Below are 26,750 nucleotides of genomic sequence, written 5' to 3' on the forward strand. Positions count from 1 at the left end.
GAGCCTGGTCCGGCTCTCCTGACGACGCCCCGTCCGCGCCTGCGGACGGGGCGTCGGTCCGTGCGGTGCCCGGCGACCCCCTAGGGTGGCGGCGTGCCGAGTCGAGCGGGGTGGGAGCGGGCGATCGTCGTCGTCCGCCGCACGCTGCTCACGCTCTTCGGGCTGCAGGTGGCGCTGGCCGTGGTGATGTCGGTCGTCGACTCCTACCGGCGCCGCGGCAAGAAGCCGCACGCCTTCCCGACCACCCCGCCCGGGCGGGTCGAGATCGGTGACAGCACCGTCACCACCTACACCTTCGGCCGCGACCTCTACGACGACATGATCGCGGCCATCGAGGGTGCCCGCCGACAGATCCTCTTCGAGACCTACATCTGGAAGGGCGACGTCGTCGGCGAGCGGTTCAAGCAGGCCCTGGCCGACGCCGCGGCGCGCGGCGTCGACGTGTACTGCATCTACGACGGGTTCGCGAACCTCGTCGTCTCGCCCCGATTCAAGCGCTTCCCGCCCGGCATGAAGGTGCTGCGCTTCCCCGTGTACGCCGCGGGATGGCGGTTCTTCGACCTGCGCCGCTACGGCCGCGACCACCGCAAGATCCTGGTGGTCGACGACGAGGTGGGCTTCGTCGGCGGTTACAACATCGGCCTGGCCTACGAGTCGGAGTGGCGCGACACCCACGTGCGCATCACCGGCCCCGGCGTGTGGGACCTCAAGCGCAGCTTCGCCGACTTCTGGAACCTGCACCGCCGGCGCCGGTTCCGCAGCAGCGAGCGGCCCCTGCTGCTCGAGACCGCCTCCACCTGGGAGCCGCGGATCCGCGTGCAGCGCAACGTGCCCCGGCTGTGGATGTTCCCGATCCGCGCGATGTACCTGGAGGCGATCAACCGCGCCAGCACCAACGTGTGGATCACCACCGCCTACTTCCTGCCCGACCAGGACTTCGTGGACGCCATGCGCGCCGCCGCGATGCGCGGGGTGGACGTGCGCCTGCTCGTGCCGCTGAAGTCCAACCACATCGTCACCGACTGGATCTCGCGCGGCTACTTCTCCCAGCTCCTCGAGTCGGGGGTCCGGATCCTGCGGTACCGCGGTGCGATGATCCACGCCAAGACCGCCACGGTCGACGGCACCTGGAGCACCGTCGGCACCGCCAACATCGACCGGCTCAGCCTCTCGGGCAACTACGAGATCAACGTCGAGGTGATCGACGCCGGCCTCGCGCGCGAGCTCGAGCGGATCTTCGAGGTCGACGAGTCCAACTGCGTCGAGCTCACCCGCGGTGAGTGGGAGACCCGCGACCTGCACCGGCGCTTCACCGAGTCCTTCCTCCAGCCGCTGCGCCCCCTGCTCTGAGCCCTCGGCTTCCGCTCCCCGGCCCCGACGGCCATCATGGGGCGGGCGACGACGGCGTCGCGCGATCCGATCCGAGGCTGCGAGGACCGTCATGACCCGTGTGGACGCCGTCTCACGACGGACCCGAGTGGCGCCGGCCGTGGTCGCGGTCGTCACGGCGCTCCTCCTGGGCGCCCTCGCGGCCCCGAGCGCGGAGGGCGTGCGGCCCGCGCCGGCGCGACCCGCCGGTGCCCCGGCCGCCGTGCCACCGGCGTCCACCGCGCACGTCCCGGTGCCGCGACCGCGGCCGACGCCGTCGCTGCTGCGCTGGCGTGGCGCTCCCGTGTCGACCACGGGCGGCGTCGCCGTCCGACCGCCGCGGCTCACCGCTCCACCGCAGGCGTCGGGACGCCAGCTGCGGGTCGTGCAGTTCCGCGGTCCGACCCGCCCCGCCTGGTACGCCGCCCTCGCCCGCCTCGGCCGGGTCGTGACCTACCTCCCCGACCACGCCTACCTGGTGTGGACCACCGCCGAGGGTGCCGCGCGCCTGGCGCGCCGCGCCGCGCGGCCGGCGTGGATCCGCTACAGCGGGCCCGTCGACCCCTTCTACCGCCTGGCCCCCGGGCTGCGCCGCCGACCGCCCGCCGACGCCGGGCCGGTCGACGTCACGGTGCAGGTGGTCGCCGGCCGGGCGGGGCGGAGCGTGCTGGCCGCAGTGCTGCGGGGGCGCCGGGTGCTCGCCCCCGCCTCCGAGCTGGGCGGACTCGTCACCGCCTCGGTGCGGGTCCCGGCCGCGGCCGTGGCGACCATCGCCCGCCGCGCGGCGGTGGTGAACGTCGAGCCCTTCCTCGCACGCAGCACCGACGACGAAGCCCAGGGGCAGCTGCTGGCCGGCAACTCCGGCGTCGTCGACGGGCGGCTGGTGCCCGACGGCCCCGGCTACCTCGACTGGCTCACCGGGCTCGGCTTCCCCACCGATCCCGCGCAGTACCCGGTGGTGGCGGTGGTGGACGACGGCATCGACAACGGCAGCGTCGTGCCCACCCACCCCGACCTGTTCGAGCTCGGCGACCCGGCCGCGGACTCGCGGATCAGCGTCAACGACAACTGCAGCACCGACGCCACCGCGGTCGGCACGGCCGGGCACGGCACCCTCAACGCCGGCATCGTCGGCGGCTACACCGCCGGCACCGGCCCGGGGCGCGCCGACGGCGCCGGCTACCGCTACGGCCTGGGGGTCGCACCGTTCGGACGCCTCAGCGGGGTCAAGATCTTCAGCGACGCCGGCAGCTACTCGATCTCCCGGTGCGGCGGCACCGACGCCGGTGTCGCCGCCACCGTCGCGGGGACGGGCGCCACGATCAGCAGCAACTCCTGGGGCTCCAACGTCGGCGGCGCCTACGACGCCACCGCCCGTGCCTACGACCTGCTCACCCGCGACGCGGTGGCCACGCGCCCCGGCGACCAGCAGCTGCTCCACGTCATCAGCGCGGGCAACGCCGGCAGCGCCGCGAACACGATCGGCTCCCCGGGCACCGCCAAGAACGGCCTCACGGTGGGGGCGACCGAGGGCGTGCGCGACGACGGCGAACCCGACGGGTGCGGCATCGCCGACGCCGACGACGCCGCCGACCTGGCGGCCTTCTCCAGCCGCGGCCCCACCGACGACGGTCGGATCAAGCCCGACCTCGTGGCCGCCGGCACCCACCTGGAGGGCCTGGCGTCCCTGGCGCCGGGCGCGGACGGCTCGGGTGTGTGCGGTCCGGTCCCGGCCGGCCGGTTCCGGCCGGCGGGTCAGACGCTCTACACCTGGTCCTCGGGCACCAGCCACTCCACCCCGGCGGTGGCCGGGGCCGCGGCGCTGGCCCAGAACTACTACGGGCGGGTGCTGGCGCCCGGGCTGACCGCCAGCCCGGCGATGCTCAAGGCCCTGCTGCTCGGCACCGCCGACCACCTCGACGGCCAGGACACCGGCGGGCCGCTGCCCAGCCCCACGCAGGGCTGGGGGGCACCCGACCTCGGCACCCTCTTCGACCCGGATCCGCACGGGCTGCTGATCGACCAGACCACCGTCTTCGCCGCCAGCGGGCAGCGGGTCGTGCGGACCGGCACCGTGCACGACCCCGCCGAGCCCGTGCGGGTCACGCTGGTGTGGACCGACGCGGCCGGACCCACCACCGGCGACGCCTACGTCAACGACCTCGACCTCGAGGTCGTCGTCGAGGGTCGCACCTACCGCGGCAACGTCACCGGCCCCGACGGCGTCTCGCTGCCCGGCGGGGGACCCGACCGGCGCAACAACGTCGAGAGCGTGCGGCTGCCCGCCGGCCTCAGCGGTCCGGTCGCCGTGCGGGTCGTGGCCCACAACATCGCCGGTGACGCCCTCCCGCACGACCTCGGCGACCTCCAGCAGGACTTCGCGCTCACGGCCACGAACCTCGACGAGGCCACCGTCGAGGTCCCCGCGGGCGCCGGCCTGACCGCCACCGACACCGGCGGTGACGGCGCCGCGGCCCCGGGCGAGGTGCTCACCGTCGAGGCCGCGATCAGCAACGCCGGCACCGCTCCGCTGCCGCGCGGCACCGGCACCCTGCGCGTCGTCAGCGGCCCCGCCACCGTGCTCGACGGCGTCGTCGGCTACCCCGTCGTCGACCCCGGCGAGGTCGCGGTGGGGCGCCGCAGCCACGTGGTGCGCCTCGACCCCGGGACCGACTGCGCCACCCCGGTGGTGCTCGAGCACACCTGGCGCGGCGGTGGCAGGACCGTCGTGCAGACCCTGGAGGTGCCGGTGGGCTCGCCGCGCCCGGCGCGCAGCATCGCGGCGACGGCGGTGCCCGTGGCCGTCCCCGACAACGCCCCCGGGATCGAGGTGCCCCTCGAGGTCCCCGCCAGCGCCGCGGACCCGACCGCCGGACGGGTCGTCGTGAGCGTGCGGATCTCCCACACCTACGTCGGCGACCTCGAGCTCGCGCTGCGCTCGCCCGCCGGCACCGTGGTGCCGCTGCTCACCCGCGTCGGGGGGACCGGCGACGACCTCGTCGACACCCGCTTCAGCGACGACGCCGACGCACCCCCGCCCGCCGTCGGCGCCCCCTACACCGGCACCTACCTGCCCGCCTCGCCGCTCGCCGCCGTGCGCGGGGAGGCGCCGGCCGGCACCTGGCGGCTGCGCGTCACCGACACGGCCGCCGGCGACACCGGCTCCGTGCTCGGCTGGACCCTCACCACCCGCTCGGACGCGGTGACCTGTCCGCCGTCGTCCCCCTCGGTGCTCGTCGCGCCCCCGGTGCCGGTGGGGGAGGGCGACCTGCTCGACGTCCCCGTGACCCTGCTGGACCCCGACGGGGCCTCCCAGCAGGTCACCCTCGCGATGGTCGACGGCACGGCCACCGCCCCCGACGACTTCGACGGCACCCCGGTGACGGTCTCGTGGGGACCCGGCGACCCGCTCACCCAGCACGTGCGGGTGCCGATCGTCGCCGACGGCGCCACCGAGCCGGAAGAGACCTTCGAGGTCGCCGTGGCGTCCTCCTCGGTGCCGGCCAACGGCCCCGTGACCGCGCGGATCCTCGCGGTGCCCCCGACCCTGGCGATCGGTGACGACGTCACGGCGACCGAGGGCGACACCGTGCGGGTGCCGGTCACCCTGACCGACCCCGACCCCGACACCACCTACCGGGTGCGGGTGGCCACCGCGGCACGCACCGCCTCGGCGGCGGACGTCGTGACCGTCGCGCGCACGCTCACCTGGGCGCCCGGTGATCCCGCGACCCAGCAGGTCGCGCTCACCCTGCGCCGCGACGCCGCCGCCGAGCCCGCGGAGGTCGTGGCCCTCGTGCTCAGCGACCCCGAGCACGCCCAGGTCGCGCGCGCCGAGGCGCAGGTGCGGATCCTCGACGCGCCGCCCGCGGTGCGGCCGGTCCTGACCGTCGCCCCCGCCCGCGTCGTCGAGGGTGACCGGGGCACCCGCCGGCTGGTGTTCCGCGTGAGCCTCGACCGCGCCGGCACGGCGCCGATCACCCTCACCTGGCGCACCCGGCCGGGTACCGCCACCGCGGGCACGGACTACACCACGGTCCGGCGGCGCGTGACGCTCGCCCCGGGCACCCGGCGTGCCCGGTGGGTGGTGCCCGTGCGCGGCGACACGCGGGTCGAGCGCGACGAGACGCTGCGGATCGCCGTCGTCGGCCTCACCGGCGCGACCCTGCGCCGCGGGGCGATCACCGGCACGATCCGCGACGACGACCGGGCGGGACGACCGGCGCGGCGGGTGACGCCGGCGACACCCGGGGCGTGAGCGCGGCGGCGGCGTCCCCGCCCGCGGTGTGGGATCCTGGACGGCGATCCGTCCTGCGCGCCGCCCCGGCGTCGAACCCCCGCGAGAGGAGCCGCTGGTGACCCGCGAGCCCGACGTCCTCGCCGCCGTGGAGCACGCCCGCGACCGCGCCGAGGTGTGGGGGGAGGTGCCGATCCCCGAGCGGCTGCGGGTGCTGCGCTCCTGGCGGGCCCGGTTGTGGCGCGACGCCGAGCAGCTGGCCGGACGCCTCGTCGAGGACGCCGCGATGCCGCTGGACGACGCCCTGCTGGAGGTCGTGCAGGCCGTCGAGCACCTGAAGTGGCTCGAGGAGCACACCGGCCGGGTGCTGGCCACGACCACCCAGGGCGGGGGACTGCTCAACGCCGAGGTCGCCCAGCGCACCCGGCGCCTGCCGGTCGGGGTCGTGGGTGTGGTGGCCGCCGGCGCGGCGCCGGTCTACGGTCCGCTCACCGCGATCAGCGCCGCGCTGGCCGCGGGCAACGCCGTCGTCGTGCTCGGGCCGCCCTCCACCCGTGAGGCGCTGCAGGCAGCCGTCGCCCTGTTCCCGCTCGCCCGGCCGGCCGTGCTGTACGCCGACGGCGGTCGCGACGCCGCCCTCGTGCTGGCCGACGCTGCGGTGGACCACATGGTCGTCTTCGGCGGCCCCCGCCGGGTGGCCGGGATCGCTGCCCGCTGCGCCCGTGACCTCGTGCCCGTCACGGGCGTGCCGGTCGGGGCCCCGATCACGGTCGTGGCCCCCGACGCCGACGTCGAGGTGGCCGCGCGGGCCGTGGCCGCCGGGCTGCCCGTGACGGGCGGGGGTGCGCACGGCGAGGCCGAGGTGTTCGTGGCCCCCGGCCTGGCGACCGACTTCACCCGGGCCCTGCGCAGCGCCTGGGCCACCCGCACCGCCCAGGAGCCCGCGGCGCGGGCCGCGGTCGGAGGTCGGGGCCTGGTGCGCGCGCTGGGCGCCCGCACCGGCGGTGGGCTGCTGCGCCACGACGGCGAGGGCGCCCCGGGCGGCGACGGGCTCCCCCCGGTGCGGTTGCACGTCGAGACCGAGCTGCCCGAGCTCGTCGACCAGCTCCGCGCCCGACCCCACGCCCAGGTCACCGTGTTCTCACGTCGACGCGGGGAGGCCATCGGCACGGCGTTGCGCGCGGCGCAGGTGACGGTGAACCTGCCGGCGGTGCGGCGCTCGGGCGGCGGTCTGCCCCGGGCCGCGCTGCGGGCCGACGGCTACGGCCCGCTCGCCGGCGACCAGGGCCTGCTCACGCTGAGCCGGGCCGTCACCACGCGCCAGAAGCGCCGGCTCCCGGTGCCCACCGGTCCGGCCGAGGCGCTGCTCGCCACCCCGCCGGGCCGGGCCGCCGCCCGGCTCGCGATGCACCTGCGCCACTCTCTCGACTGAGCCCCACCTCGCCGGGGTCGGTGGTCGCGGTTTCTCCGTTGTCACCAGCGGAATGCACCGGTTTGCCCCCACAACCCAGCCATTCCGCTGGTGACGACGGAGAACGGGGAGTCAGGTGGTCGGGAGTCGGTAGGGGGTGAACTCGCCCGTGCGGCGCGTGGGTGCCGCCCGCACGACCGGGCCGTCCAGGTCGAGGCGGAGCAGGTCCCAGCGCGCCCCGCGGTGGGCGACGGCGAGCAGGTGGGTGGCGTCCTCCCACGCCACCTCGGTCACGACGCCGAGGCCGCGCCAGCTCCGCACGACGGCGCCGTCCCCACCCCGCACCACGACGGTTCGGTGGCCGTCGGCCACCGGGTCCGCCAGGGCGGCCACCCGGCCGCGGGTGCCGAGCGCCACCGGCTCCTCAGCCGCGCACACCCGCCGGAGCGGAGCCGCGCCGGGCGAGGTCAGGACGCCGTAGCAGCCGGGTCGCGTCAGCACGGCGAGCACCCGGCCCCGGGCATCGGCGTCGAGGGCCCGTCCCACGCCGGGCAGCCGGTCCACGATCCCGTGGGAGGTGGTGATCCGCGCCGGGCCGCGGCGTGCGGTCACGATCGCGGCGCAGCCCCCGCCCTCGGGCGCGGCCTCCCGGCAGGTGTCGGATCCGAGCAACGTCCCGAGCCCGGCGGGTCGCGGCGTGCGCGGGAGCGACAGCAGGGCGCCGTCGGCCTCCCGCACCCGGATCCGGCCCGACGCCGTCTGCCAGCCGGCCACCGCAGCGTCGGGGGTGGCGCTCAGGCCCACCCAGGGCAACCCCGACTCCTCGTGCAGCAGGGTCCCGTCGGGACCCACGACCTGCAGCACCGCGCCCGCCTCGGTCTGGTACTCCCGCACGACGGTGCGGGCAGCGGCGTCCTGCACGGTCCAGGCGCCCATCGGGCCGCGCGGCATCGCCACGGTGTCCCCACCGGGCAGGACGACGCGGAAGTGCCCGTCGCCGAAGGTGGGACGGGGGTCCACCGCATAGGCGATCCGGGGCGCGGCACCGCGCGGGGGCGTCGTCCGCCCGGCCTGCGGTGCGGGCGTGTCCGAGGTCGCGACGGTCTCGGCGACGGGTACCGCCAGGGGCGCCACGGGCCGCGGCGCGGCCGTGAGACCGCTCACGCCGACCGCGGTCGCGGCGGTCGAGCAGGTGGTGAGCAGGCCCAGCGCGAGGCGCGCGAGCGGGCTGAGGGAGGTCCGGGGCACGGTCATGCCCCGTGTGACGCCGCGGCCCCTCCGGAGGTTGTCGGTGGGCGACCGTAGGCTCGGACCATGCGCCCCGTCACCGATCTGGAACGCCGTGTCGCCCCCCTCAAGGTGGAGTCCGACTACCAGCCCTCCGGTGACCAGCCGGCGGCGATCGCCGAGATCACCAAGCGGCTCAACGACGGCGTCTCCGACGTCGTGCTGCTCGGCGCGACCGGCACCGGCAAGACCGCGACCGTGGCCTGGGTGGCCGAGCAGGTGCAGCGGCCGATGCTGGTGCTGCAGCCGAACAAGACCCTGGCCGCGCAGTTCGCCAACGAGCTGCGCCAGCTCTTCCCGCGCAACGCGGTGGAGTACTTCGTCAGCTACTACGACTACTACCAGCCCGAGGCCTACGTCCCCCAGACCGACACCTACATCCAGAAGGACTCCTCGATCAACGAGGAGGTCGAGCGGCTGCGCCACTCCGCCACGAACTCCCTGCTCACCCGGCGCGACGTGATCGTGGTCTCCACGGTCTCCTGCATCTACGGCCTCGGCACGCCCCAGGAGTACGTCGACCGGATGCTGCGGCTGCGCGTGGGGGAGGAGCACGACCGCGACTCCGTGCTGCGCCGGCTCGTCGAGATCCAGTACACCCGCAACGACCTCGCCTTCACCCGCGGCACCTTCCGGGTGCGCGGCGACACCCTCGAGATCTTCCCGGTCTACGAGGAGCACGCGGTGCGGGTGGAGTTCTTCGGCGACGAGATCGAGCGGCTGATGACGCTGCACGCCGTCACCGGCGAGGTGCTCACCGAGGACGCCGAGCTGCACGTCTTCCCCGCCACCCACTACGTCGCGGGCCACGAGCGCATGGAGCGCGCGATCCGCGGCATCGAGGCCGAGCTCGAGCAGCAGCTGGCGGTCATGGAGCGCCAGGGCAAGATGCTCGAGGCCCAGCGGCTGCGGATGCGCACCACCTACGACATCGAGATGATGCGCCAGGTCGGCTCGTGCTCGGGCATCGAGAACTACTCGATGCACATCGACGGCCGCGAGCCCGGGTCCGCCCCCAACTGCCTGCTCGACTACTTCCCCGAGGACTTCGTGCTCGTCATCGACGAGTCCCACGTCGCGGTGCCGCAGATCGGCGGCATGTACGAGGGCGACATGTCCCGCAAGCGCACCCTGGTCGAGCACGGCTTCCGGCTGCCCAGCGCGATGGACAACCGGCCGCTGCGGTGGGAGGAGTTCCTGGAGCGGATCGGGCAGACCGTCTACCTCTCCGCGACCCCCGGCGACTACGAGCTGGACAAGGTCGGGGGCGACGTCGTCGAGCAGATCATCCGGCCCACCGGGCTGATCGACCCCGAGGTCATCGTCAAGCCCACCAAGGGCCAGATCGACGACCTCATCCACGAGATCCGCGCCCGCGCGGAGAAGAACGAGCGCGTGCTGGTCACCACCCTGACCAAGAAGATGTCCGAGGACCTCACCGACTACCTCCTCGACGCCGGCATCCGCACCCGCTACCTCCACTCCGAGGTCGACACCCTCAAGCGCATCGACCTGCTGCGCGAGCTGCGGATGGGCGAGTACGACGTGCTCGTCGGCATCAACCTGCTGCGTGAGGGCCTCGACCTGCCGGAGGTGTCGCTGGTCTCCATCCTCGACGCCGACAAGGAGGGCTTCCTGCGCTCGGACAAGTCGCTGATCCAGACCATCGGACGCGCGGCGCGCAACGTGTCCGGCCAGGTGCACATGTACGCCGACAAGATCACCCCCTCCATGGAGTCGGCGATCGAGGAGACCAACCGCCGTCGCGCCCTGCAGGTGGCCTACAACACCGAGCACGGCATCGACCCGCAGCCGCTGCGCAAGAAGATCGCCGACATCACCGAGATGCTGGCCCGCGACTCCGAGGACACCCAGGCGCTGCTCGAGACCTGGGCCGGGACCGAGGCCAAGGGAGGCGCGGGCGGGGTCCGGCCCCGGCAGCCCACGCCGGTGCTGGGGGAGAAGGCCGCCGGGCACCACGCCGCCGACCTCGCCGGCATGCCCAGCGCCGACCTCGCCCAGCTCATCCAGGAGCTCACCGAGCAGATGCGCTCGGCGGCCGCGGAGCTGCAGTTCGAGGTCGCCGCGCGGCTGCGCGACGAGATCAACGAGCTGAAGAAGGAGCTGCGGCAGATGATGGAGGCCACCCGCTGAGCGGTGCCGCGCCTCGAGGGCCCATCATCGAGGGGTGAGCTCCGAGGTCGTGCGTCCCGGCGCGACCGCCTGGCGGGTCTGGGCGGTCGCGCTGGCGCTCTACACCCTCGCGGTCTTCCACCGTTCCTCCCTGGCCGTCGCCGGGCTCGTGGCCGTCGACCGCTTCGACATCTCGGCCTCGCAGCTGGCCACCTTCACGATGCTCCAGCTCGCGGTCTACGCCGCGATGCAGATCCCGGTCGGGCTGGCGGTCGACCGCTTCGGGCCGCGCCGGGTGATGCTCACCGGGGCCGTCGTGCTCGTCGTCGGGCAGACCTGCTTCGCCCTCGCCGACCACTACGCCGCCGCCCTGCTGGCGCGGGTGCTCGTCGGCGCGGGCGATGCGATGACGTTCATCTGCCTGATCCGCTTCCTGGCCGCCTGGTTCCCCCGGCCCCGGATCCCGGTGATGACCCAGGTGACCGGCACCATCGGCCAGCTCGGCTCGATCGGGGCGGCGATCCCGATGACCTGGGCGCTGGGCCGGCTCGGGTGGTCGCACGCCTACCTCGTGGCGGCGGGGCTGAGCCTGCTGGCGGCGGTGGTCGGACTGGTCGTCCTGCGCGACGAGCCCGGACGCCGGACGGCCTCGGGTCCGGTGCTCTCACCGGCCGCGGTGCGCGCCAGCCTGCGTGCCTCCTGGTCCCACCCCGGCACGCGGCTGGCGTTCTGGGTGCACTTCTGCACCCCGTTCAGCGCCAACGCCCTGGCCATGCTGTGGGGATACCCCTTCTTCGTCCAGGGCGAGGGTCGCAGCTCGGCCGAGGCGGGGGCCCTGCTCACGATCATGGTGGTCGCCGTCGTGATCGCCGGACCGGTGCTCGGCACCGTGATCGGGCGCCACCCGTGGCACCGCTCGACCCTCGTGCTCGGGATCATCGCGGCGATGGCGGCCGCCTGGGCCCTCGTCCTGCTCTGGCCAGGCCCGGCCCCGTTCGGGGTCCTCGTGCTGCTCGTCGTCGTGGTCGGGGTCGGCGGCCCGGCCTCGGTGGTGGGCTTCGACATCGCACGCACCGTGAACCCCGGGTCCCGGCTCGCCAGTGCCACGGGCATCGTCAACGTCGCGGGATTCGTCGCCACCCTGGTGCTGGTCATCGCGATCGGGGTGATCCTCGACCTCCGCACCCCGGGTACCTCCACCGACTACGGTCCGGCGGCGTTCGCCACCGCGATGGCGGCGCAGTACGCGCTGTGGGCCGTGGGCTGCGTCCAGCTGCTGCGCTACCGACGCCGGGCCCGCCGGGCCACCGACCGGGCGGCGCTGGAGTCCGGGGCACCCGTCCTGGGGTGAGCCGCGCTCAACCGCCGAGCGGCCGCGGACGACGTCGCCGCTGGGCCTTGAGCTCGAGGCGGCGTCGCTCCTCGGCCTCGATGCTGGCCCGGCGCCACTGCACCTGGGCGACGTACCCGCCACCGGCGAGCATCACCAGCACCGGCCACACCAGCACGTCGGCCCCGGCGCCGAGCCACACCGCCCACGACACCAGGCTGGTGGTGAGGGTGAGGGCGACGGCGCCGCGGCGCTGGTCGCGCCAGGCCCGGTGGGCGCGCTCCGCGATCTCGGCCTGGGTGGGCGGCGCGGCGCGGGGGATCAGCCGCGTCAACGGGGCGAGCGGCACCAGCGCGGAGAGCGAGTTCCGCCCTGGCCTCAGGTCGGCGCACAGGCCGCGCAGGTCGCCGAGGGTGCGGGCGGACTGCGCCGCATCCTGGCGGCGGTCGAACTCGGCCCGGTCGAGGCGACCGTCGGCGTAGGCGCGTGCGAGCTCGGTCAGGACGTGGTCGCGGTCGCGGTCGGTGGCGCGCAGGACGGCGTGGGAGCGCACGCGCGGGTCGTGGGAGAAGTCCCGCCACCACGTCTCGCTCATGCCGCGATCCTAGGCAACGGCCGAAGGGCCGCCCGGGCCACCTCGCCGGGCCGGGACCGCTGCTGGTGCCGCCGCGCGGCGGGCGCTACTGTGCCGCCAGGACTAGAACGTGTTCTAGTGTGATTGACAACCGCCCGGGGACAGGAAGGATCACCGCCGTGACCCACACCACAGCGATCGATCCCGCTCCCGCCGCCTCGCTGGTCGAGGTGGACCTGCTCATCGTCGGGGCCGGTCCCACCGGCCTCTACGCGGCCTACTACGCCGGGTTCCGCGGCCACCGCGTCGGCGTCGTCGACTCCCTGCCCGAGCTCGGCGGCCAGATCACGGCGATGTACCCCGAGAAGCAGATCTTCGACGTCGCCGGCTTCCCGGCGGTCAAGGGGCGCGACCTCGTGGCCGGACTCGTCGCCCAGGCGAACTCCTCCGACCCCGTCTACCTGCTCGACCGCACCGCCGCCACCCTCGAGGCCGACGACGACGGCGTCACCGTCGGTCTGGACGACGGCACGACCGTGCGGGCCGGTGCGGTGATCATCACCGCCGGCATCGGCAAGTTCAGCCCCCGCCCGCTGCCCGCCGGCGGCGACTGGCTCGGCCGCGGCCTGGAGTTCTTCGTGCCCAGCTTCGAGCCCTACCGCGACAAGGACGTCGTGATCGTCGGCGGCGGCGACTCCGCCTTCGACTGGGCCCTGCACCTGGAGCCGATCGCCCGCTCCGTGGCGCTGGTGCACCGCCGCGACGCGTTCCGCGCCCACGAGCGCACCGTCCAGCAGGTGCGGGCCTCCTCGACCGAGATCATCACCCAGGCCCAGGTGACGGCCCTGCGCGGCGACGACGTCGTCACCGAGGTCGAGCTGGAGGTGGCCGGGGAGACCGTGGTGCGGCCCTGCCAGGCGGTGGTCGCGGCCCTCGGCTTCGTCGCCGACCTCGGCCCGCTGCAGCAGTGGGGCCTGGAGGTGCACAAGCGCCACCTCGTCGTCGACCCCGCCATGCGCACCAACCTGCCGCGCGTCTTCGCCGCCGGCGACATCACCGAGTACCCCGGCAAGGTGCGCCTGATCGCCGTCGGCTTCGGCGAGGCCGCCACCGCGGTGAACAACGCGACGGTCGCCATCGACCCGAGCGCCAAGGTCTTCCCGGGCCACTCCAGCGAAGGCTGAGCGACCCGCCCCGAGCACGACCCGTCACCCCCGTCCCGACTGAGAGGAACCCCCATGCGGATCAAGGTCGACTTCGACCTGTGCGAGTCCAACGCGCTGTGCGAGGCGATGGCCCCCGAGGTCTTCGAGCTCGACGACGACGACTACCTGGTGCTCAAGGCCGAGGAGACGACGCCGGAGAACATCGAGTCGGTGCAGCGCGCGGTCGCGGCCTGCCCGCGCGCGGCGATCCGGCTGGAGGACTGAGGCGTGGGCGACACCACCCTGGACGGCAAGGTCGCGATCGTCACCGGCGCCGGGGCCGGGCTGGGACGCGCCGAGGCGCTCGCCCTGGCCGACGCCGGTGCGCGGATCGTGCTCAACGACCTGCCGGGCGCGGCCGACGAGGCCGCCGAGACCATCCGCGCGCGCGGCGGCGAGGTCGCCGTCGTCGAGGGCGACGTGAGCGACAGCGCCACGGCCGAGGCGATGATGAAGGCCGCCGTCGACGGCTTCGGCTCCCTGGAGATCGTGGTCAACAACGCCGGCATGACCCGCGACCGGATGCTGTTCAACATGTCCGACGACGAGTGGGACGCCGTGATCCGGGTGCACCTGCGTGGTCACTTCCTGCTCTCGCGCAACGCGGCGTCGTACTGGCGCGGGCGCGCCAAGGAGCTCGACGCCCCGGTGTACGGCCGGATCGTGAACACCGCCTCCGAGGCGTTCCTCGGGGGCTCGCCGGGCCAGCCGAACTACGCGGCCGCCAAGGCCGGCATCGCCGCGCTCACCCTGTCCAGTGCCCGCGGGCTGGGCCGGATCGGGGTGCGTGCCAACGCCATCTGCCCGCGCGCCCGCACCGCGATGACCGCCCAGGTCTTCGGGGAGGACACCTCGGGGGCCGAGATCGACCCCTACTCGCCGGACCACGTGGCCCCGCTCGTGGCCTACCTCGCCTCCCCGGCGGCCGACCGGATCACCGGGCAGGTCTTCGTGGTCTACGGCGGCATGGTGGCCGTCGTCGCGGCCCCGGTGGTGGCCGAGCGGTTCGACGCCGCCGGCGCCACCTGGACCCCGGCCGACCTCGACGCCCAGCTGGGCTCCTGGTTCGCCGACCGTGACCCCGCCGTCGGCTTCGCCGCCGACTCGATCATGCAGCTCCAGGTCTGAGGAGGACCGTCATGACCACTCCGGGCCGCCTGGAGGACAAGATCGCCATCGTCACCGGCGCCGCGATGGGCCAGGGTGCCGAGATCGCCCGCGCCTTCGTGGCCGAGGGGGCGCGCGTCGTGCTCGCCGACGTCGCGAAGGACGAGGGTGCTGCGCTCGCCGCCGAGCTGGGGGAGCGGGCGCACTACGTGCACCACGACGTCAGCGACGAGCAGTCGTGGGCCGCGGTGGTCGAGGAGACCGCCACCCGCTTCGGCGCGGTGAACGTGCTCGCCAACAACGCCGGCATCCTGCGCTTCGGCGACATCGAGCGGATGCCGCGCGAGGAGGTCGAGCTGTTGTTCCGGGTCAACCAGCTCGGCTGCTTCCTCGGCATGCAGGCCGTCACGCGCACGATGCGCAAGAACGGCGGCGGCTCGATCATCAACGCCTCCTCGGTGGAGGGGCTGGCCGGGATGCCGGGCTGCACCGCCTACGCTGCCACCAAGTGGGCGATCCGCGGGATGACCAAGTGCGGGGCGATGGAGCTCGGGCGCCACGGCATCCGGGTGAACTCGGTGCACCCCGGCATGATCGACACCCCGATGACGCGCGTGCACGGCGGCGACGCCGCCATGGAGTTCGGCGCCTCGAAGGTGCCGCTGCGGCGGGTGGGGAACCCCCACGACATCGCCCCGCTCTACGTCTACCTCGCCAGCGACGAGTCGTCCTACGTCAACGGTGCCGAGATCGCGATCGACGGCGGTGTGACCTCCACCCACGCCTTCGGCGGCTGAGAGGGTCCGGGATGGCGAACCAGCGCGGCCAGATCGTGATGTCGCCCGAGGAGGTCGACACCTTCCTGGTCCAGCAGCGCTCCTGCACGATCGGCACCCTCGGGCTGCAGGGCCGGATCAACCTCGTGGCGATGTGGTACGACTGGCACGAGGGCCACATCTGGCTGGAGACGAAGGCGAAGTCGCAGAAGGTCGTCAACCTGCGCCGCGACCCGCGGATGAGCGTGCTGGTCGAGGCCGGTCACACCTACGACCAGCTGCGTGGCGTGTCGCTGGAGGGCAGCGCCGTCGTGCTCGACGACGCCGACCTGGTGTGGGACGTCTGCGTGCGCATCTTCGAGCGCTACAACGCCACCTACACCGAGGAGCTGCGGCCCTTCGTGGAGGTGATGGCCAGGAACCGTGTGGTCGTGCGCCTCGACGTCGACCGGGTCCGTTCCTGGGACCACCGCAAGCTGGGACTGCCGGCCATGGAGCTCGGCGGGACCACCGCAGCCTTCCTGGAGTGATCCCGACGCGCCACGGCCGGCCCCGGTCCTCGGGGCCGGCCGTGTCGCGCGTGGTGTGCGGGGGATCGGGCGGGGCGCCCTCAGTCGCGCAGCAGCAGGCCGACGGCGGTCTCGAGGTGCGCGCCGGTCTCGGCGGCGGTGGAGCGGCCGGTGACCCACGCGACCAGCGCGGAGAGCCAGACGTCGCCGATCACGCGCGCGATGGCGACGTCCTCGGCGGTGGGCTCCTCCGCGCCCGGGCGCATCGCCTGGGTGAGCATCGAGGTGAGCAGCATGCCGACGGTGTGGATCTCGGTGGCCACCGAGGCGTCGGCGAACATGAACGCGCGGGTGAGCGCCTCGGTGAGCCGCGGATCGCCCTGCAGGCCGCGGGTGGTGCGCTTCATGACGAAGATGACGCGCTCGGCCGCGGTGTCGCCGGGCACGGCGTCCATGGTGGCGATCGACTTCTGGCTGCGCTCGAACTCGCGGGCCAGGGCGGAGACCAGCAGGTGGATCTTGGACGGGAAGTACCGGTAGAGGGTGCCGAGGGCGACCTCGGCCTTGTCGGCGACCGCGCGCATCTGCACGGCGTCGAAGCCGCCCTCGCGGGCGAGCTCGTAGGTGGCGTCGAGGATGCGCTTGCGCCGGTCGCGCTGGGCCGCGGACCCGAGATCCTCCACAGAGAGGGAGTTCAGCGTGCTCATGGGAGCCTTCCGGTCTGGTTCCGCCAGCACGTTGCGTCGGTGGAAAGCGCCGGGGACTGGTCGTCGTGTCCAGTGATTGCGTCGCTACGCTATCAAGACGTGTCCCATAATAGGAACACGTTCCAGTTTGTGCGGCGCTGACGCCGCCCCCCACACCCCGAAGGGTCGGCCTCGCATGCGCATCGCCATGTTGTCCTACCGCAGCAAGCCCCACTGCGGAGGTCAGGGCATCTACCTGCGGCACCTCAGCCGTGAACTCACCGCCCTGGGCCACCAGGTCGAGGTCTTCTCCGGCCAGCCCTACCCCGTGCTCGACGAGGGCGTCACCCTCACGAAGGTGCCCAGCCTGGACCTCTACCGCGAGCCCGACCCGTTCCGGGTGCCGAAGCTGCGCGAGTTCCGCGACCTCATCGACGTCCAGGAGTTCCTCATCATGTGCCTCGCGGGGTTCCCCGAGGCCCGCACGTTCTCCCGCCGCATCGCGCGGCTGATGAAGGACCGCGCCGGCGACTTCGACATCGCCCACGACAACCAGGTGCTGGGCTACGGCATGCGCGACATCGAGGAGCACGGTCTGCCGCTGATCACCACCCTGCACCACCCGATCACCTACGACCGCCGCATCGACCTGGCCCAGACCCGCAACCCGTGGCGCAAGATCACGCTGCGCCGCTGGTACGGCTTCCTGCGCATGCAGGGGAAGGTGGCCCGGCAGGCGCGGTGGATCATGACGCCCTCGGAGACCTCCAAGCGCGACATCGCCACCGACTTCGGTGTCGACCCCGCGAAGATGCACGTCGTGCTGCTCGGGGTCGACGACATGTTCGTGCCGCCCACGACCCCGCGCGTGCCCGGTCGGATCATGGCCATGGCCAGCGCCGACGCCCCGATGAAGGGGGTCGCCACGCTGCTCGAGGCCTTCGCCAAGCTGCGCACCGAGCGCGACGTCGAGCTCGTGCTGGTCACCCGTCCCACCCCCGGCGGGCGCACCGAGAAGCTCATCGACAAGCTCGGCATCGGCCCGCACGTGCGGTTCGTGCACGGCATCAGTGACGAGGAGCTGGTCGCGCTCATGGGCTCGGCCGAGGTGGCGTGCGTGCCCTCGCTCTACGAAGGATTCTCGCTGCCCACCGCCGAGCTGATGGCCTGCGCCACCCCGCTGGTGGTCTCCGAGGCCGGCGCGATCCCCGAGGTCACCGGCCCCGACGGCCTGTGCGCCGACCTCGTGCCCCCCGGCGACGTCGAGCAGCTGCGCTCGGCGCTCGCGGCGCTGCTCGACGACCCCGAGCGGCGTGCCCGCATGGGCGCGGCCGGCCGCGCGCGCGTCGAGGAGATGTTCAGCTGGCGGGCGGTCGCGGTGAAGGTCGCCGCGCAGTACGAGCAGGTGATCGAGCAGTTCCGGGCCGAGCAGACCGGCCAGACCAGCACGACCGGCCAGACCCTCCAGACCAGTACCCAGGGAGCCTGACATGTTGACCGTCGACTTCGACCGCCTCGGCCTGCGCCCCGGCGACCGCGTGCTCGACATGGGCTGCGGCGGGGGCCGCCACGCCTTCGAGATGTACCGGCGCGGCGCCGACGTCGTCGCCTTCGACATGGACGCCGACGAGCTGGCCGGCGTGCTCGAGCTCTTCGGCGCCATGAAGGAGGCCGGCGAGGCGCCGGTGGGCGCCAGCGCCGACATCAAGCAGGGCGACGCCCTCGCGCTGCCCTTCGCCGACGGCGAGTTCGACCGCATCGTCGCTGCGGAGGTGCTCGAGCACATCCACGACGACGTCAGCGCGATCCGCGAGCTCGTGCGCGTGCTGCGCCCCGGCGGCACCCTGGCGGTCTCGGTGCCGCGCTGGCTGCCGGAGGTCATCAACTGGAGGCTCTCGCCGGACTACCACCACGCCGAGGGCGGCCACATCCGCATCTACACCGACCACGAGCTCGTCGACAAGGTCACCAAGGCCGGCCGCTTCAACGACGGCACCCCCGGCGAGGCGATGGTCTTCGAGGGCAAGGACTACGCCCACGGCCTGCACAGCCCGTACTGGTGGATCAAGTGCGCGGTGGGCGTGAACAACGACGACCACCCGGCGGCGAAGGCTTACCACAAGCTGCTGGTCTGGGAGATCATGAAGCAGCCGCGCACGCTCAAGCTGGCCGGCAAGGTGCTCGACCCGCTCATCGGCAAGTCGATGGTGCTGTACTTCCGCAAGCCCGAGGAGTCCGGTGCCTGAGCCCACCCCCGCCCTGCTCCCGCACGTCGACGGCGTCCTGACCGGAGCGCAGGTGGCGGCCACCGCCGCCGCCATCGCCGCCATGCAGGAGCCCTGCGGCGCCGTGCCGTGGACCACCGGCGAGCACGTCGACATCTGGAACCACGTCGAGGCCGCGATGGCCATGCTCGTGGGCGGTGAAGTGGAGGCCGCCGAGCGCGCCTACGCCTGGGTGCCGACCATGCAGCGCGCCGACGGCTCGTTCCCGATGAAGATCGTGGACGACACCGTCGAGGACGACCGCGGTGAGACCAACATGTCCGCCTACCCGGCGGTCGGGCTGTGGCACCACTGGCTGGTGCGACGCGACCTGGACCACCTGCGCCGGTACTGGCCCTCGGTGCGTGCCGCGCTCGACTTCGTCGTCTCGCTGCAGACCGGCTGGGGCGGCATCAGCTGGACGCCGGTGGACGACTTCTGCCTGCTCACGGGCAACGCCAGCATCTACCACTCCCTGCGCGCGGGCGTGGCGCTGGCCGACCTGCTCGACGACCCGCAGCCGGAGTGGGAGCTGGCCGGCGGCCGGCTCGGCCACGCGATCCGGCGCCACGAGGACCGGTTCGCCGACAAGTCGACCTACTCGATGGACTGGTACTACCCGGTGCTCGGCGGGGCCCTGCGCGGCGACGCCGCCCACGCCCGGCTGGCGCGGCGCTGGGACGACTTCGTCGTGCCCGGCCTGGGCATCCACTGCGTCGACACCAACCCGTGGGTGACCGGCGCGGAGACCTGCGAGCTCGCGATGGCCCTGGACGCCCTCGGCGACCACGAGCGCGCCCGCGCCCTGCTGGCCGACATGCAGCACCTGCGCGAGGACGACGGCCGCTACTGGACCGGCTGGGTCTACGACACCGGCCGCACCGACGAGCCCAGCGACGTGTACTGGCCCCACGAGCACACCACCTACACCGCGGCCGCGGTGGTGCTCGCCGTCGACGCGCTGGGGGAGACCTACGGCCACAGCACCCCCGGCTCGGGGATCATGCGCGGCACCTCCCTCGCCCCCCACTTCCAGGAGCTCGCCCTGGAGTGCGGCTGCGAGTCCGCCCTCATCCCCTGACCCTCGGTGGTCGCCGGGGAGCAACGGGAGACGGTGACCCTCAGCCGACGGCGTCGCCGGGGGCGCCCTGGGTGCGGCGCAGGACCCGCATCGAGCCCAGGGCCTCGACCTCGGTGAAGCTGCCGCCCGCCAGGGCGCGCAGGAACACGTGGTAGGGCGGTTGGCCGCCGTCGGCGGGGTCGGGGAAGACGTCGTGGATGACCAGTAGGCCGCCGGGCATCACCCACGGCGCCCAGCCGGTGTAGTCGTTCTGTGCGTGCACCTCGGCGTGGCCGCCGTCGATGAACAGCAGGCTCAGCGGGGTGCGCCAGTGGGCGCTCACCGTGGTGCTGCGCCCGATCACGGCCACCACGTGGTCCTCCAGGCCCGCACGCGCGATCGTGCGCCGGAACGTCGGGACCGTGTCCATCAGGCCGAACTCGGGGTCCACCAGCGAGGCGTCGTGGTGCTCCCAGCCGGCCTGGTTCTCCTCCGAACCGCGGTGGTGGTCGACGGTGAAGACCACCGCCGGAGCGCCGGCGTCGGGGGTGCCCACCTCGCGCGCCGCCGCGCCGAGGTAGATGCCGGACTTGCCGCAGTAGGTGCCGACCTCCAGCGCCGGCCCGTGCGGCAGCCGCTCGCGGGCGTACCGGTGCAGCAGCAGCCCCTCGTCCTCGGGCATGAAGCCCTTCGCGGCCAGGGCGTGGGCGAGCAGGTCGGCGGGCATCTCGGCGGGCGTCTCGGGGCGCATCTCGGGGGGCACCCGCGCAGGCTAGTCGGCGGGGCGGGGACGCCGGCGTCCGGGTCCGCTACCATCTAGAACCTGTTCTAGTTCTGGTGCACCCCTGAGGAACTCCATGACCATCGGCATCACCGAGGACCACGTCGAACTCGCCGCCACCCTGCGCAAGTGGGCGCTGGGCCTGGACGGTCCCGCCCAGGCGCGCGCGGCCGAGGCCGACCCCCACGCCGCCTTCGACGCCGCCTGGGCCGAGGCCCTGGAGGTCGGCCTGCCCGCGATCGCGGTGGCCGAGTCGGCCGGCGGCGGGGGCGGCTCGGTGCTCGACCAGGCCGTGGCCCTGGAGGCCGCCGCCCACGGCATGGTGCCCGGGGCCCTCCTCGCGAGCGCCGTCGTCGCGACCCTGCTCGACGCCCCGGGTCGCTACGCGCTCGCGCTCACCGCGCGGGCCGACGTCGTGCTCGACCTGCCGGGGGCCAGCCACGTGCTGCTGCCCGGCCCCGACGGCCCCGAGGGGGTCTGGCACCTGGTGCCGGTCACCGCGGTGTCCGCCGTGCCGGGCCGCCTGCTCGACCTGTCCCGCCGCACGGCGCGGGTCACCGCCGTCGACCTCGCCGCCGGGCGGCCGGTGCCCGGTCTGACCACCGAGCGGGTGCGGCGCACCTTCCTCACCTACGCCGCCGCCGAGGCCGCCGGTCTGGCGCGGTGGTGCCTGGCCACCGCGGCCGACTACGCCCGGGTGCGCGAGCAGTTCGGTAAGCCGATCGGCGCCTTCCAGGCCGTGAAGCACCTGTGCGCGGAGATGCTCGAGACCTGCGAGGCCGTCACCGCGGCCGCGTGGGACCTCGCCGCCGTCGCCGGGACGCCCGAGGAGGAGCAGGCCGCCTTCGCCGCCGACGTGGCCGCGGTGACCGTCTTCGACGGCGCCGTCGCGGTGGCCAAGTCCTGCATCCAGGTGCTCGGCGGCATCGGGTTCACCTTCGAGCACGACGCCCACCTCTACCTGCGCCGCGCGCTCGCGCTGCGCGCGCTGGCCGGCGACGCCGACGACGCCGCGGTGCGGCTCGCCGCCCGCGCGGCGGCCGGCACCAGGCGGGCGCTGCGCGTGGACCTCGAGGGTCGCGACGCGGCGGTGCGCGACCAGGTGCGGGCCACCGTGGCCGACATCGCCGGCGCGCCCGACGTGCGCCGTGCCCTGGTCGAGACCGGCTACCTCACGCCCCACTGGCCCGCCCCGGCCGGCCTGGGGGCCGACCCCGTGCTGCAGATCGTGATCGACGAGGAGCTCGCCGCGGCCGGCGTCGTCCGCCCCGACATCGTGATCGCCGGCTGGGCGCTGCCCACGATCCTCGAGCACGGCACCCCCGAGCAGCGCGAGCGTTTCGTGGTGCCCTCGCTGCTCGGCGAGCTCGTCTGGTGCCAGCTCTTCTCCGAGCCCGGCTCGGGCTCCGACCTCGCCTCGCTGCGCACCCGTGCCGACAAGGTCGAGGGCGGGTGGGTGCTCAACGGTCAGAAGGTGTGGACCTCGGTGGCCGACCGCGCCGACTGGGGCATCTGCCTGGCCCGCACCGACCAGGACGCGCCGGCCCACCGCGGCATCTCCTACTTCCTGGTCGACATGCGCCACAGCACCGGCATCGACGTCCGGCCGCTGCGCGAGATCACCGGCGAGGCGCTGTTCAACGAGGTCTTCCTCGACGACGTCTTCGTGCCCGACGACTGCCTCGTCGCCCAGCCCGGCGACGGCTGGCGGCTGGCGCGCACGACGCTGGCCAACGAGCGGGTCGCGATGGCCACCAGCCGCCTGGACAAGAGCACCGAGCGCGCGGTCGCCCTCGCCGCCGGCACGGACCTGCCGCTCACCCAGCGGGCCCGCGTGGGCCGCTCGGTGGCGCTCTCCACGGTGTGCAGCCTGCTCGGCGTGCGCACGGTGCTGCGCTCCCTGGCGGGTCAGGGCCCCGGGGCGGAGTCGAGCGTGGCCAAGCTGCTCGGCGTGCGCAACCGGCAGGACGGCGCCGAGCTGGTGGTCGAGCTGCTCGGCACCGACGTCCTGGACGCCACCGGTCCCGGCAGCGACGACGCCGCCGCCGCGCTGTGGGAGATGCTCAACACGCGGTGCCTCTCCATCGCCGGCGGCACGACCCAGATCCTGCGCAACATCGCCGGCGAGCGGATCCTCGGCCTGCCCCGGGGTTGATCCGCGGGCGGGGCCGGCCTGCGTCAGGCGTCGGCGAGCAGGCGCTCGACGGTGGGGGAGAAGTAGTCGGCCAACAGCCGCGAGCTCTCGGCCGAGAGGTGGATGTTGTCCAGGAAGACCGGCATGCCGTCGAGGACGGCCGCGCAGGTGGCGTCGTCGCACAGCGCGGGGCTGGGGTCGATGAGCGTGGCGTCGTCGAGACCGGTCATCAGCCGCTCGATCTCGCGGCGGGTGTCGTCCTCGTCCTCCAGTGCGGCCGCGCGGGGGAGCTCGCACTCGCTCGGGGTGCCCGGCTGCAGCGCGGTGCAGCCGGTGACGTCGGTGGGCACGACCGGCATCGGGCCGACGACGTCGGTCGGGACCCCGAGGGTGGCCAGGGTGCGGAAGAGCCGCGGGGTGCCGTCCACGGTCTCGGGGGCGGCCTTGATGATGGCGTCGGACGTGGGCAGCGGCTCCTCGCCGGTGGAGCCCGGCAGTGCGTCGCGGTAGAGCTCCCAGGCCTCGCTGGCCACCACCCGGACGTCGTCGCCGCGCCGCACGGCCTGGCGCACGAACCGCAGCGCGAGGTCGTTGGTGCGCGCGCACTCGGTGCGGGCCTCGATGCGCACCAGGGGGCAGGACCCGAAGAGGAAGCCGACCAGGTTCACCGGCTGGGCGCCGATCGCCTCGGTGAGGGCGGGCACGAGGTGCCAGGCGTGGCTGTCGCCCCACAGCACCAGCGTCGGACGGCCGGGCACGTAGGGCAGCAGGTCGCAGCGCCGGGCGGTGTCCGGCACGAGGTCGTCGCCGTCCACGCAGCTGGCCGGCAGCGCGGCCGGGGTGGGCGCCGCGGTGGGGGTGGGCGCCTGATCGGCGTCGCCGCGCGCGGTCACGACGGCGACGACGGTGACGGCGAAGACCAGCACCAGGCCGAGCAGTCCCGAGACCCAGGCGATCCGACGCGGCAGTGACGAGCGGCCCCCCATGCCTGGCATTGTCGCCTCAGGAGGTGGTCTTCACCCAATCGTCACCGGCGTCGGGGCGGGCCGCCCCGAGCCCCGAGCGCCAGGTCGTCCAGTGCCAGTTGAGGTACCGCTCGACCGCCCGGACCACGTGCTGGGAGCGCACCGAGGCGAAGACGTCGAAGCCGTGCTGGGTGCCCGGGAGCTCGGCGTAGACGACGCTGCGGCGCGAGGTCGCGCGCAGCCGCGCGACCAGCTCCCGCGCGTGGTCGACCGGGACGAGGGTGTCGAGCCGGCCGTGGATCACGAACATGTCGGGGGCCCGGTCGGTGACGTGCTCCAGTGGCGAGGCGTCGTGGAAGACCGCGGGGTCCTCGCGGTAGCGGCGCTGGAAGATCCGCGGGGCCAGGAAGCCGTCGCGCATCCGACGCCCGTTCGGCCCGGCCACCGGGCCGGTGAGGGTGCCGGCCATGTCGTAGACGCCGTAGTGGGGCACCGCGACCTGCACCGAGGTGTCGACGTCCTCGAAGCCGGGCTGCCAGGCCGCCTCGCCGGGGGTGAGGGCGGCGAGGGCGGTGAGGTGGCCGCCCGCCGACCCGCCGGTGACGGCGAGGTAGGCGGGATCGCCGCCGTACTCCCCGATGTGGGCGCGGATCCAGGCGATGGCGCGCTTGACGTCGACGATGTGCGCCGGCCAGGCGTCGCGCGGGCTGAGGCGGTAGTTGATCGCGACGCACACCCAGCCGCGGGCGGCGAGGTGGGTCATCAGGGGCAGCCCCTGCTCCTCCTTCTTGCCGATCGTCCAGGCGCCGCCGTGGATCTGCAGCAGCACGGGCGCGGCCGGGGCGCCCGGCGCGACGACCGCGGGGCGGTAGACGTCGAGCAGTCCGCGACGGCCGTGCTCGGTGTAGGCGATGTCGCGCTCGACCACCACGCCGTCGTACGGGACCCGGAACGGCCGGGCCACCCGGCGCCACGGCACCGCGAGGTCGGCGGGGGTGGGGGCGGGGTCGAGCACCGCGGCGTAGTCGACGCCGAGCCCCTCGGTGAGCGCCTCCTCGGCGACGCGCGCCGAGTCCTGCGCCTGTCGGATCAGGTGCACCAGGCCGGCGGCGGTGAGCCCGGCCAGCGCCAGGGCCCGGGTGTCGCGGCGCCCCCGGGCCAGGTGCCAGGCGGTGTCGGCGGCCGTCGTGGCCAGCACGTGCGGGGCGAGCTCGCCGGTGAGCCAGCCGGCGAAGAAGGCCGGGATGCTGGCACGGTAGCCCGGCACCGGGCGGATCGCGTTGGCGGTGAGGGCCGCGGTGAGCAGCCGGCGTCGCTGATACCCCATGCCGCGACTGTAGGACGCCGGGCCGACACCGCCCGCGCGCGTCCGGGGACCGTGACCTCCGCCACGCTCGGACGTTGAGCGGTTCGCTATGGAACGACTCTCCGGACTGGACGCCAGCTTCCTCTACCTCGAGACGCCGGCGCAGCTGATGCACGTGTGCGCCCTGGTCGCGCTGGACCCCGCCACGATGCCGGGCGGCTACGACTTCACCCGCTTCCGCGCCGAGTTGGAGCGCCGCATCGTCGACGTGCCGGCCTTCACCCGCAAGCTGCGGCGGGTGCCGCTCGGCCTCGACCACCCGATCTGGGTGCGCGACCAGGGCTTCGACATCGAGCGGCACGTGCACCGGCTCGCCGTCCCGAGCCCCGGCGGACGCGCGGAGCTGCTCGACCTGGCCTCCCACCTCGCGGGTCTGCCGCTGGACCGCGCCCGACCGCTGTGGGAGATGTGGCTGATCGAGGGTCACGTCGACGACGACGGGGCACCGCGGCTGGTGGTGTTCATGAAGATGCACCACGCCACGGTGGACGGGGTGTCCGGGGCCAACCTCATCTCCCACCTGTGTGCGCTCGAGCCGGACGCCGAGCCGCTGCCGATGGGCGACGAGGGCCAGCGGTTCGGCCGCGACCCGGGCAGCCGCGAGCTGCTCGGGCGAGCGGTGGTGAGTCGGCTCTCGCTGCCGGTGCAGGCCGCCAAGGTCCTCGGGCCGACGCTCGGCGGGGTGGGGCGCACCGTCGCCCGGGCCCGCGCCGGCACGGCCATGGCCGCCCCGCTCACGGCCCCGCGCACCTCGTTCAACGGCACGATCACCGGCCACCGCACCATCGCACTGGCCGACCTGCCGCTGGCCACGATCCGGGCGGTGAAGTCGGCCACCGGCACCACGGTCAACGACGTCGTCCTGGCGGTGAGCGGCGGTGCGCTGCGCGCCTACCTGGAGGAGCGGGGCGAGCTGCCGGCGACGTCGCTGCTGGCCTCGGTGCCGGTGTCGGTGCGCGGCAGCTCGCGCCGGGAGGGCGGCTCGAACAAGGTGAGCTCGCTGTTCGCGCGGCTCGGCACCGACACCGACGACCCGCTGGAGCGGTTGCAGGACATGGCGCGGGCCAACCGGCACGCCCGCGAGCACCACGACGCCATCAGTGCCGACTCGCTGCAGGACTGGGCGGAGTTCGCGGCACCGCGCACCTTCGGCCTGGCGGTGCGGGCCTACGCGGGGCTGCGGCTGGCCGAACGCCACCCGGTGGTGCACAACCTGGTGATCTCCAACGTGCCCGGACCCCCGATCCCGCTCTACCTGCTCGGTGGGCGCATCACCGGGATGTACCCGCTGGGGCCGGTCTTCCACGGCGCCGGGCTCAACATCACGGTCATGAGCAACAACGGCGTGGTGCACGTCGGCGTCATCGCGTGCCGGGAGTCGATGCCCGACGCCGAGGCGCTGGTGCGCCACTTCGCCCCCGAGTTGGAGCGGCTGCGCGAGCTCGCGGGCGTCTGAGCCTCGTGTCCGGACCGTCGGTGGTCGCCGCGGGCTCGTTGTCACCAGCGGAATGCACCGGTCAACGCTGTTGACCGGTGCATTCCGCTGGTGACAACGTG

Annotated in this window: 21 protein-coding genes; 15 read left to right on the forward strand and 6 right to left on the reverse strand. The window is 74.2% G+C overall.

Annotated features, from left to right (window positions below; translation table 11 throughout):
- Positions 1-93: 93 nt before the first annotated feature.
- The 3 genes from ACERUJ_RS02075 to ACERUJ_RS02085 all read left to right on the forward strand — a co-directional run bounded on the left by ACERUJ_RS02075 (position 94) and on the right by ACERUJ_RS02085 (position 7,037).
- Positions 94-1,350: a phosphatidylserine/phosphatidylglycerophosphate/cardiolipin synthase family protein gene (locus ACERUJ_RS02075; protein WP_370246777.1), complete on the forward strand. Its 1,257-nt coding sequence runs from the start codon at positions 94-96 to the stop codon at positions 1,348-1,350.
- Between the two features lie 91 nt (positions 1,351-1,441).
- Entirely contained in the window at positions 1,442-5,626 is a 4,185-nt protein-coding gene (locus ACERUJ_RS02080; protein ID WP_370246778.1) for a S8 family serine peptidase, read from the forward strand.
- A 97-nt stretch (positions 5,627-5,723) separates the two neighbouring features.
- Positions 5,724-7,037 (forward strand): aldehyde dehydrogenase family protein, encoded by a 1,314-nt coding sequence (locus tag ACERUJ_RS02085; RefSeq protein ID WP_370246779.1) that lies wholly within the window; start codon positions 5,724-5,726, stop codon positions 7,035-7,037.
- 111 nt (positions 7,038-7,148) lie between these two features.
- On the opposite strand, the gene ACERUJ_RS02090 is transcribed toward ACERUJ_RS02085, so the two are convergent.
- On the reverse strand, positions 7,149-8,270 hold the full coding sequence (locus tag ACERUJ_RS02090) for a hypothetical protein (RefSeq protein WP_370246780.1): 1,122 nt from the start codon (positions 8,268-8,270) through the stop codon (positions 7,149-7,151).
- A gap of 60 nt (positions 8,271-8,330) precedes the next feature.
- Here ACERUJ_RS02090 and uvrB point away from each other — a divergent pair, with 60 nt between their 5' ends.
- Complete coding sequence (gene uvrB / locus ACERUJ_RS02095) at positions 8,331-10,457, forward strand: excinuclease ABC subunit UvrB (RefSeq protein ID WP_370246781.1); 2,127 nt, start codon at positions 8,331-8,333, stop codon at positions 10,455-10,457.
- Positions 10,458-10,491: 34 nt separating this feature from the next.
- Entirely contained in the window at positions 10,492-11,787 is a 1,296-nt protein-coding gene (locus ACERUJ_RS02100; RefSeq protein WP_370246782.1) for a nitrate/nitrite transporter, read from the forward strand.
- Positions 11,788-11,794: 7 nt separating this feature from the next.
- Here ACERUJ_RS02100 and ACERUJ_RS02105 read toward each other — a convergent pair whose 3' ends face one another.
- Positions 11,795-12,361, reverse strand: coding sequence for a DUF1707 domain-containing protein (locus tag ACERUJ_RS02105; protein ID WP_370246783.1), 567 nt, complete (start codon positions 12,359-12,361; stop codon positions 11,795-11,797).
- Positions 12,362-12,519: 158 nt separating this feature from the next.
- Here ACERUJ_RS02105 and ACERUJ_RS02110 point away from each other — a divergent pair, with 158 nt between their 5' ends.
- Genes ACERUJ_RS02110 through ACERUJ_RS02130 form a run of 5 tightly spaced genes read left to right on the forward strand, consistent with a single transcriptional unit; the run spans position 12,520 to position 15,958 of the window.
- Positions 12,520-13,524 (forward strand): NAD(P)/FAD-dependent oxidoreductase, encoded by a 1,005-nt coding sequence (locus tag ACERUJ_RS02110; RefSeq protein ID WP_370246784.1) that lies wholly within the window; start codon positions 12,520-12,522, stop codon positions 13,522-13,524.
- 54 nt (positions 13,525-13,578) lie between these two features.
- Positions 13,579-13,770, forward strand: coding sequence for a ferredoxin (locus ACERUJ_RS02115; RefSeq protein ID WP_370246785.1), 192 nt, complete (start codon positions 13,579-13,581; stop codon positions 13,768-13,770).
- A gap of 3 nt (positions 13,771-13,773) precedes the next feature.
- On the forward strand, positions 13,774-14,673 hold the full coding sequence (locus ACERUJ_RS02120; protein WP_370246786.1) for a 3-oxoacyl-ACP reductase: 900 nt from the start codon (positions 13,774-13,776) through the stop codon (positions 14,671-14,673).
- 11 nt (positions 14,674-14,684) lie between these two features.
- Positions 14,685-15,449 (forward strand): glucose 1-dehydrogenase, encoded by a 765-nt coding sequence (locus ACERUJ_RS02125; protein WP_370246787.1) that lies wholly within the window; start codon positions 14,685-14,687, stop codon positions 15,447-15,449.
- An 11-nt stretch (positions 15,450-15,460) separates the two neighbouring features.
- Positions 15,461-15,958: a pyridoxamine 5'-phosphate oxidase family protein gene (locus tag ACERUJ_RS02130; protein ID WP_370246788.1), complete on the forward strand. Its 498-nt coding sequence runs from the start codon at positions 15,461-15,463 to the stop codon at positions 15,956-15,958.
- 80 nt (positions 15,959-16,038) lie between these two features.
- Here ACERUJ_RS02130 and ACERUJ_RS02135 read toward each other — a convergent pair whose 3' ends face one another.
- A complete protein-coding gene (locus tag ACERUJ_RS02135) occupies positions 16,039-16,644 on the reverse strand; it encodes a TetR family transcriptional regulator (protein ID WP_370246789.1) in 606 nt (201 codons plus the stop codon).
- Between the two features lie 175 nt (positions 16,645-16,819).
- Here ACERUJ_RS02135 and ACERUJ_RS02140 point away from each other — a divergent pair, with 175 nt between their 5' ends.
- From ACERUJ_RS02140 to ACERUJ_RS02150, 3 genes are read left to right on the forward strand one after another with little or no spacing between them, the layout of a single operon-like run.
- Positions 16,820-18,112 (forward strand): glycosyltransferase family 4 protein, encoded by a 1,293-nt coding sequence (locus ACERUJ_RS02140; RefSeq protein WP_370246790.1) that lies wholly within the window; start codon positions 16,820-16,822, stop codon positions 18,110-18,112.
- A gap of 1 nt (position 18,113) precedes the next feature.
- Positions 18,114-18,869: a class I SAM-dependent methyltransferase gene (locus tag ACERUJ_RS02145; protein ID WP_370246791.1), complete on the forward strand. Its 756-nt coding sequence runs from the start codon at positions 18,114-18,116 to the stop codon at positions 18,867-18,869.
- The gene (locus tag ACERUJ_RS02150; RefSeq protein ID WP_370246792.1) at positions 18,862-19,968 is read left to right on the forward strand and encodes a prenyltransferase; all 1,107 of its coding nucleotides are present in this window, start codon (positions 18,862-18,864) and stop codon (positions 19,966-19,968) included. Before ACERUJ_RS02145 ends, ACERUJ_RS02150 begins: the two co-directional genes overlap by 8 nt.
- A 40-nt stretch (positions 19,969-20,008) precedes the next feature.
- On the opposite strand, the gene ACERUJ_RS02155 is transcribed toward ACERUJ_RS02150, so the two are convergent.
- A complete protein-coding gene (locus tag ACERUJ_RS02155) occupies positions 20,009-20,710 on the reverse strand; it encodes a class I SAM-dependent methyltransferase (protein ID WP_370246793.1) in 702 nt (233 codons plus the stop codon).
- A gap of 94 nt (positions 20,711-20,804) precedes the next feature.
- Between ACERUJ_RS02155 and ACERUJ_RS02160 the strand changes: the two genes are divergently transcribed.
- Positions 20,805-22,883: an acyl-CoA dehydrogenase family protein gene (locus ACERUJ_RS02160; protein ID WP_370246794.1), complete on the forward strand. Its 2,079-nt coding sequence runs from the start codon at positions 20,805-20,807 to the stop codon at positions 22,881-22,883.
- Between the two features lie 23 nt (positions 22,884-22,906).
- Here the strand turns inward: ACERUJ_RS02160 and ACERUJ_RS02165 are convergent, their stop codons facing one another.
- Positions 22,907-23,848, reverse strand: coding sequence for an SGNH hydrolase domain-containing protein (locus ACERUJ_RS02165; RefSeq protein ID WP_370246795.1), 942 nt, complete (start codon positions 23,846-23,848; stop codon positions 22,907-22,909).
- Between the two features lie 16 nt (positions 23,849-23,864).
- A complete protein-coding gene (locus tag ACERUJ_RS02170) occupies positions 23,865-25,154 on the reverse strand; it encodes an alpha/beta hydrolase fold domain-containing protein (protein ID WP_370246796.1) in 1,290 nt (429 codons plus the stop codon).
- An 88-nt stretch (positions 25,155-25,242) separates the two neighbouring features.
- Here ACERUJ_RS02170 and ACERUJ_RS02175 point away from each other — a divergent pair, with 88 nt between their 5' ends.
- Positions 25,243-26,649, forward strand: a complete 1,407-nt coding sequence (locus ACERUJ_RS02175; protein ID WP_370246797.1) for a wax ester/triacylglycerol synthase family O-acyltransferase — start codon at positions 25,243-25,245, stop codon at positions 26,647-26,649.
- Positions 26,650-26,750: the final 101 nt, after the last annotated feature.

This window comes from Nocardioides sp. (assembly GCF_964228225.1).
GTDB lineage: Bacteria > Actinomycetota > Actinomycetes > Propionibacteriales > Nocardioidaceae > Nocardioides.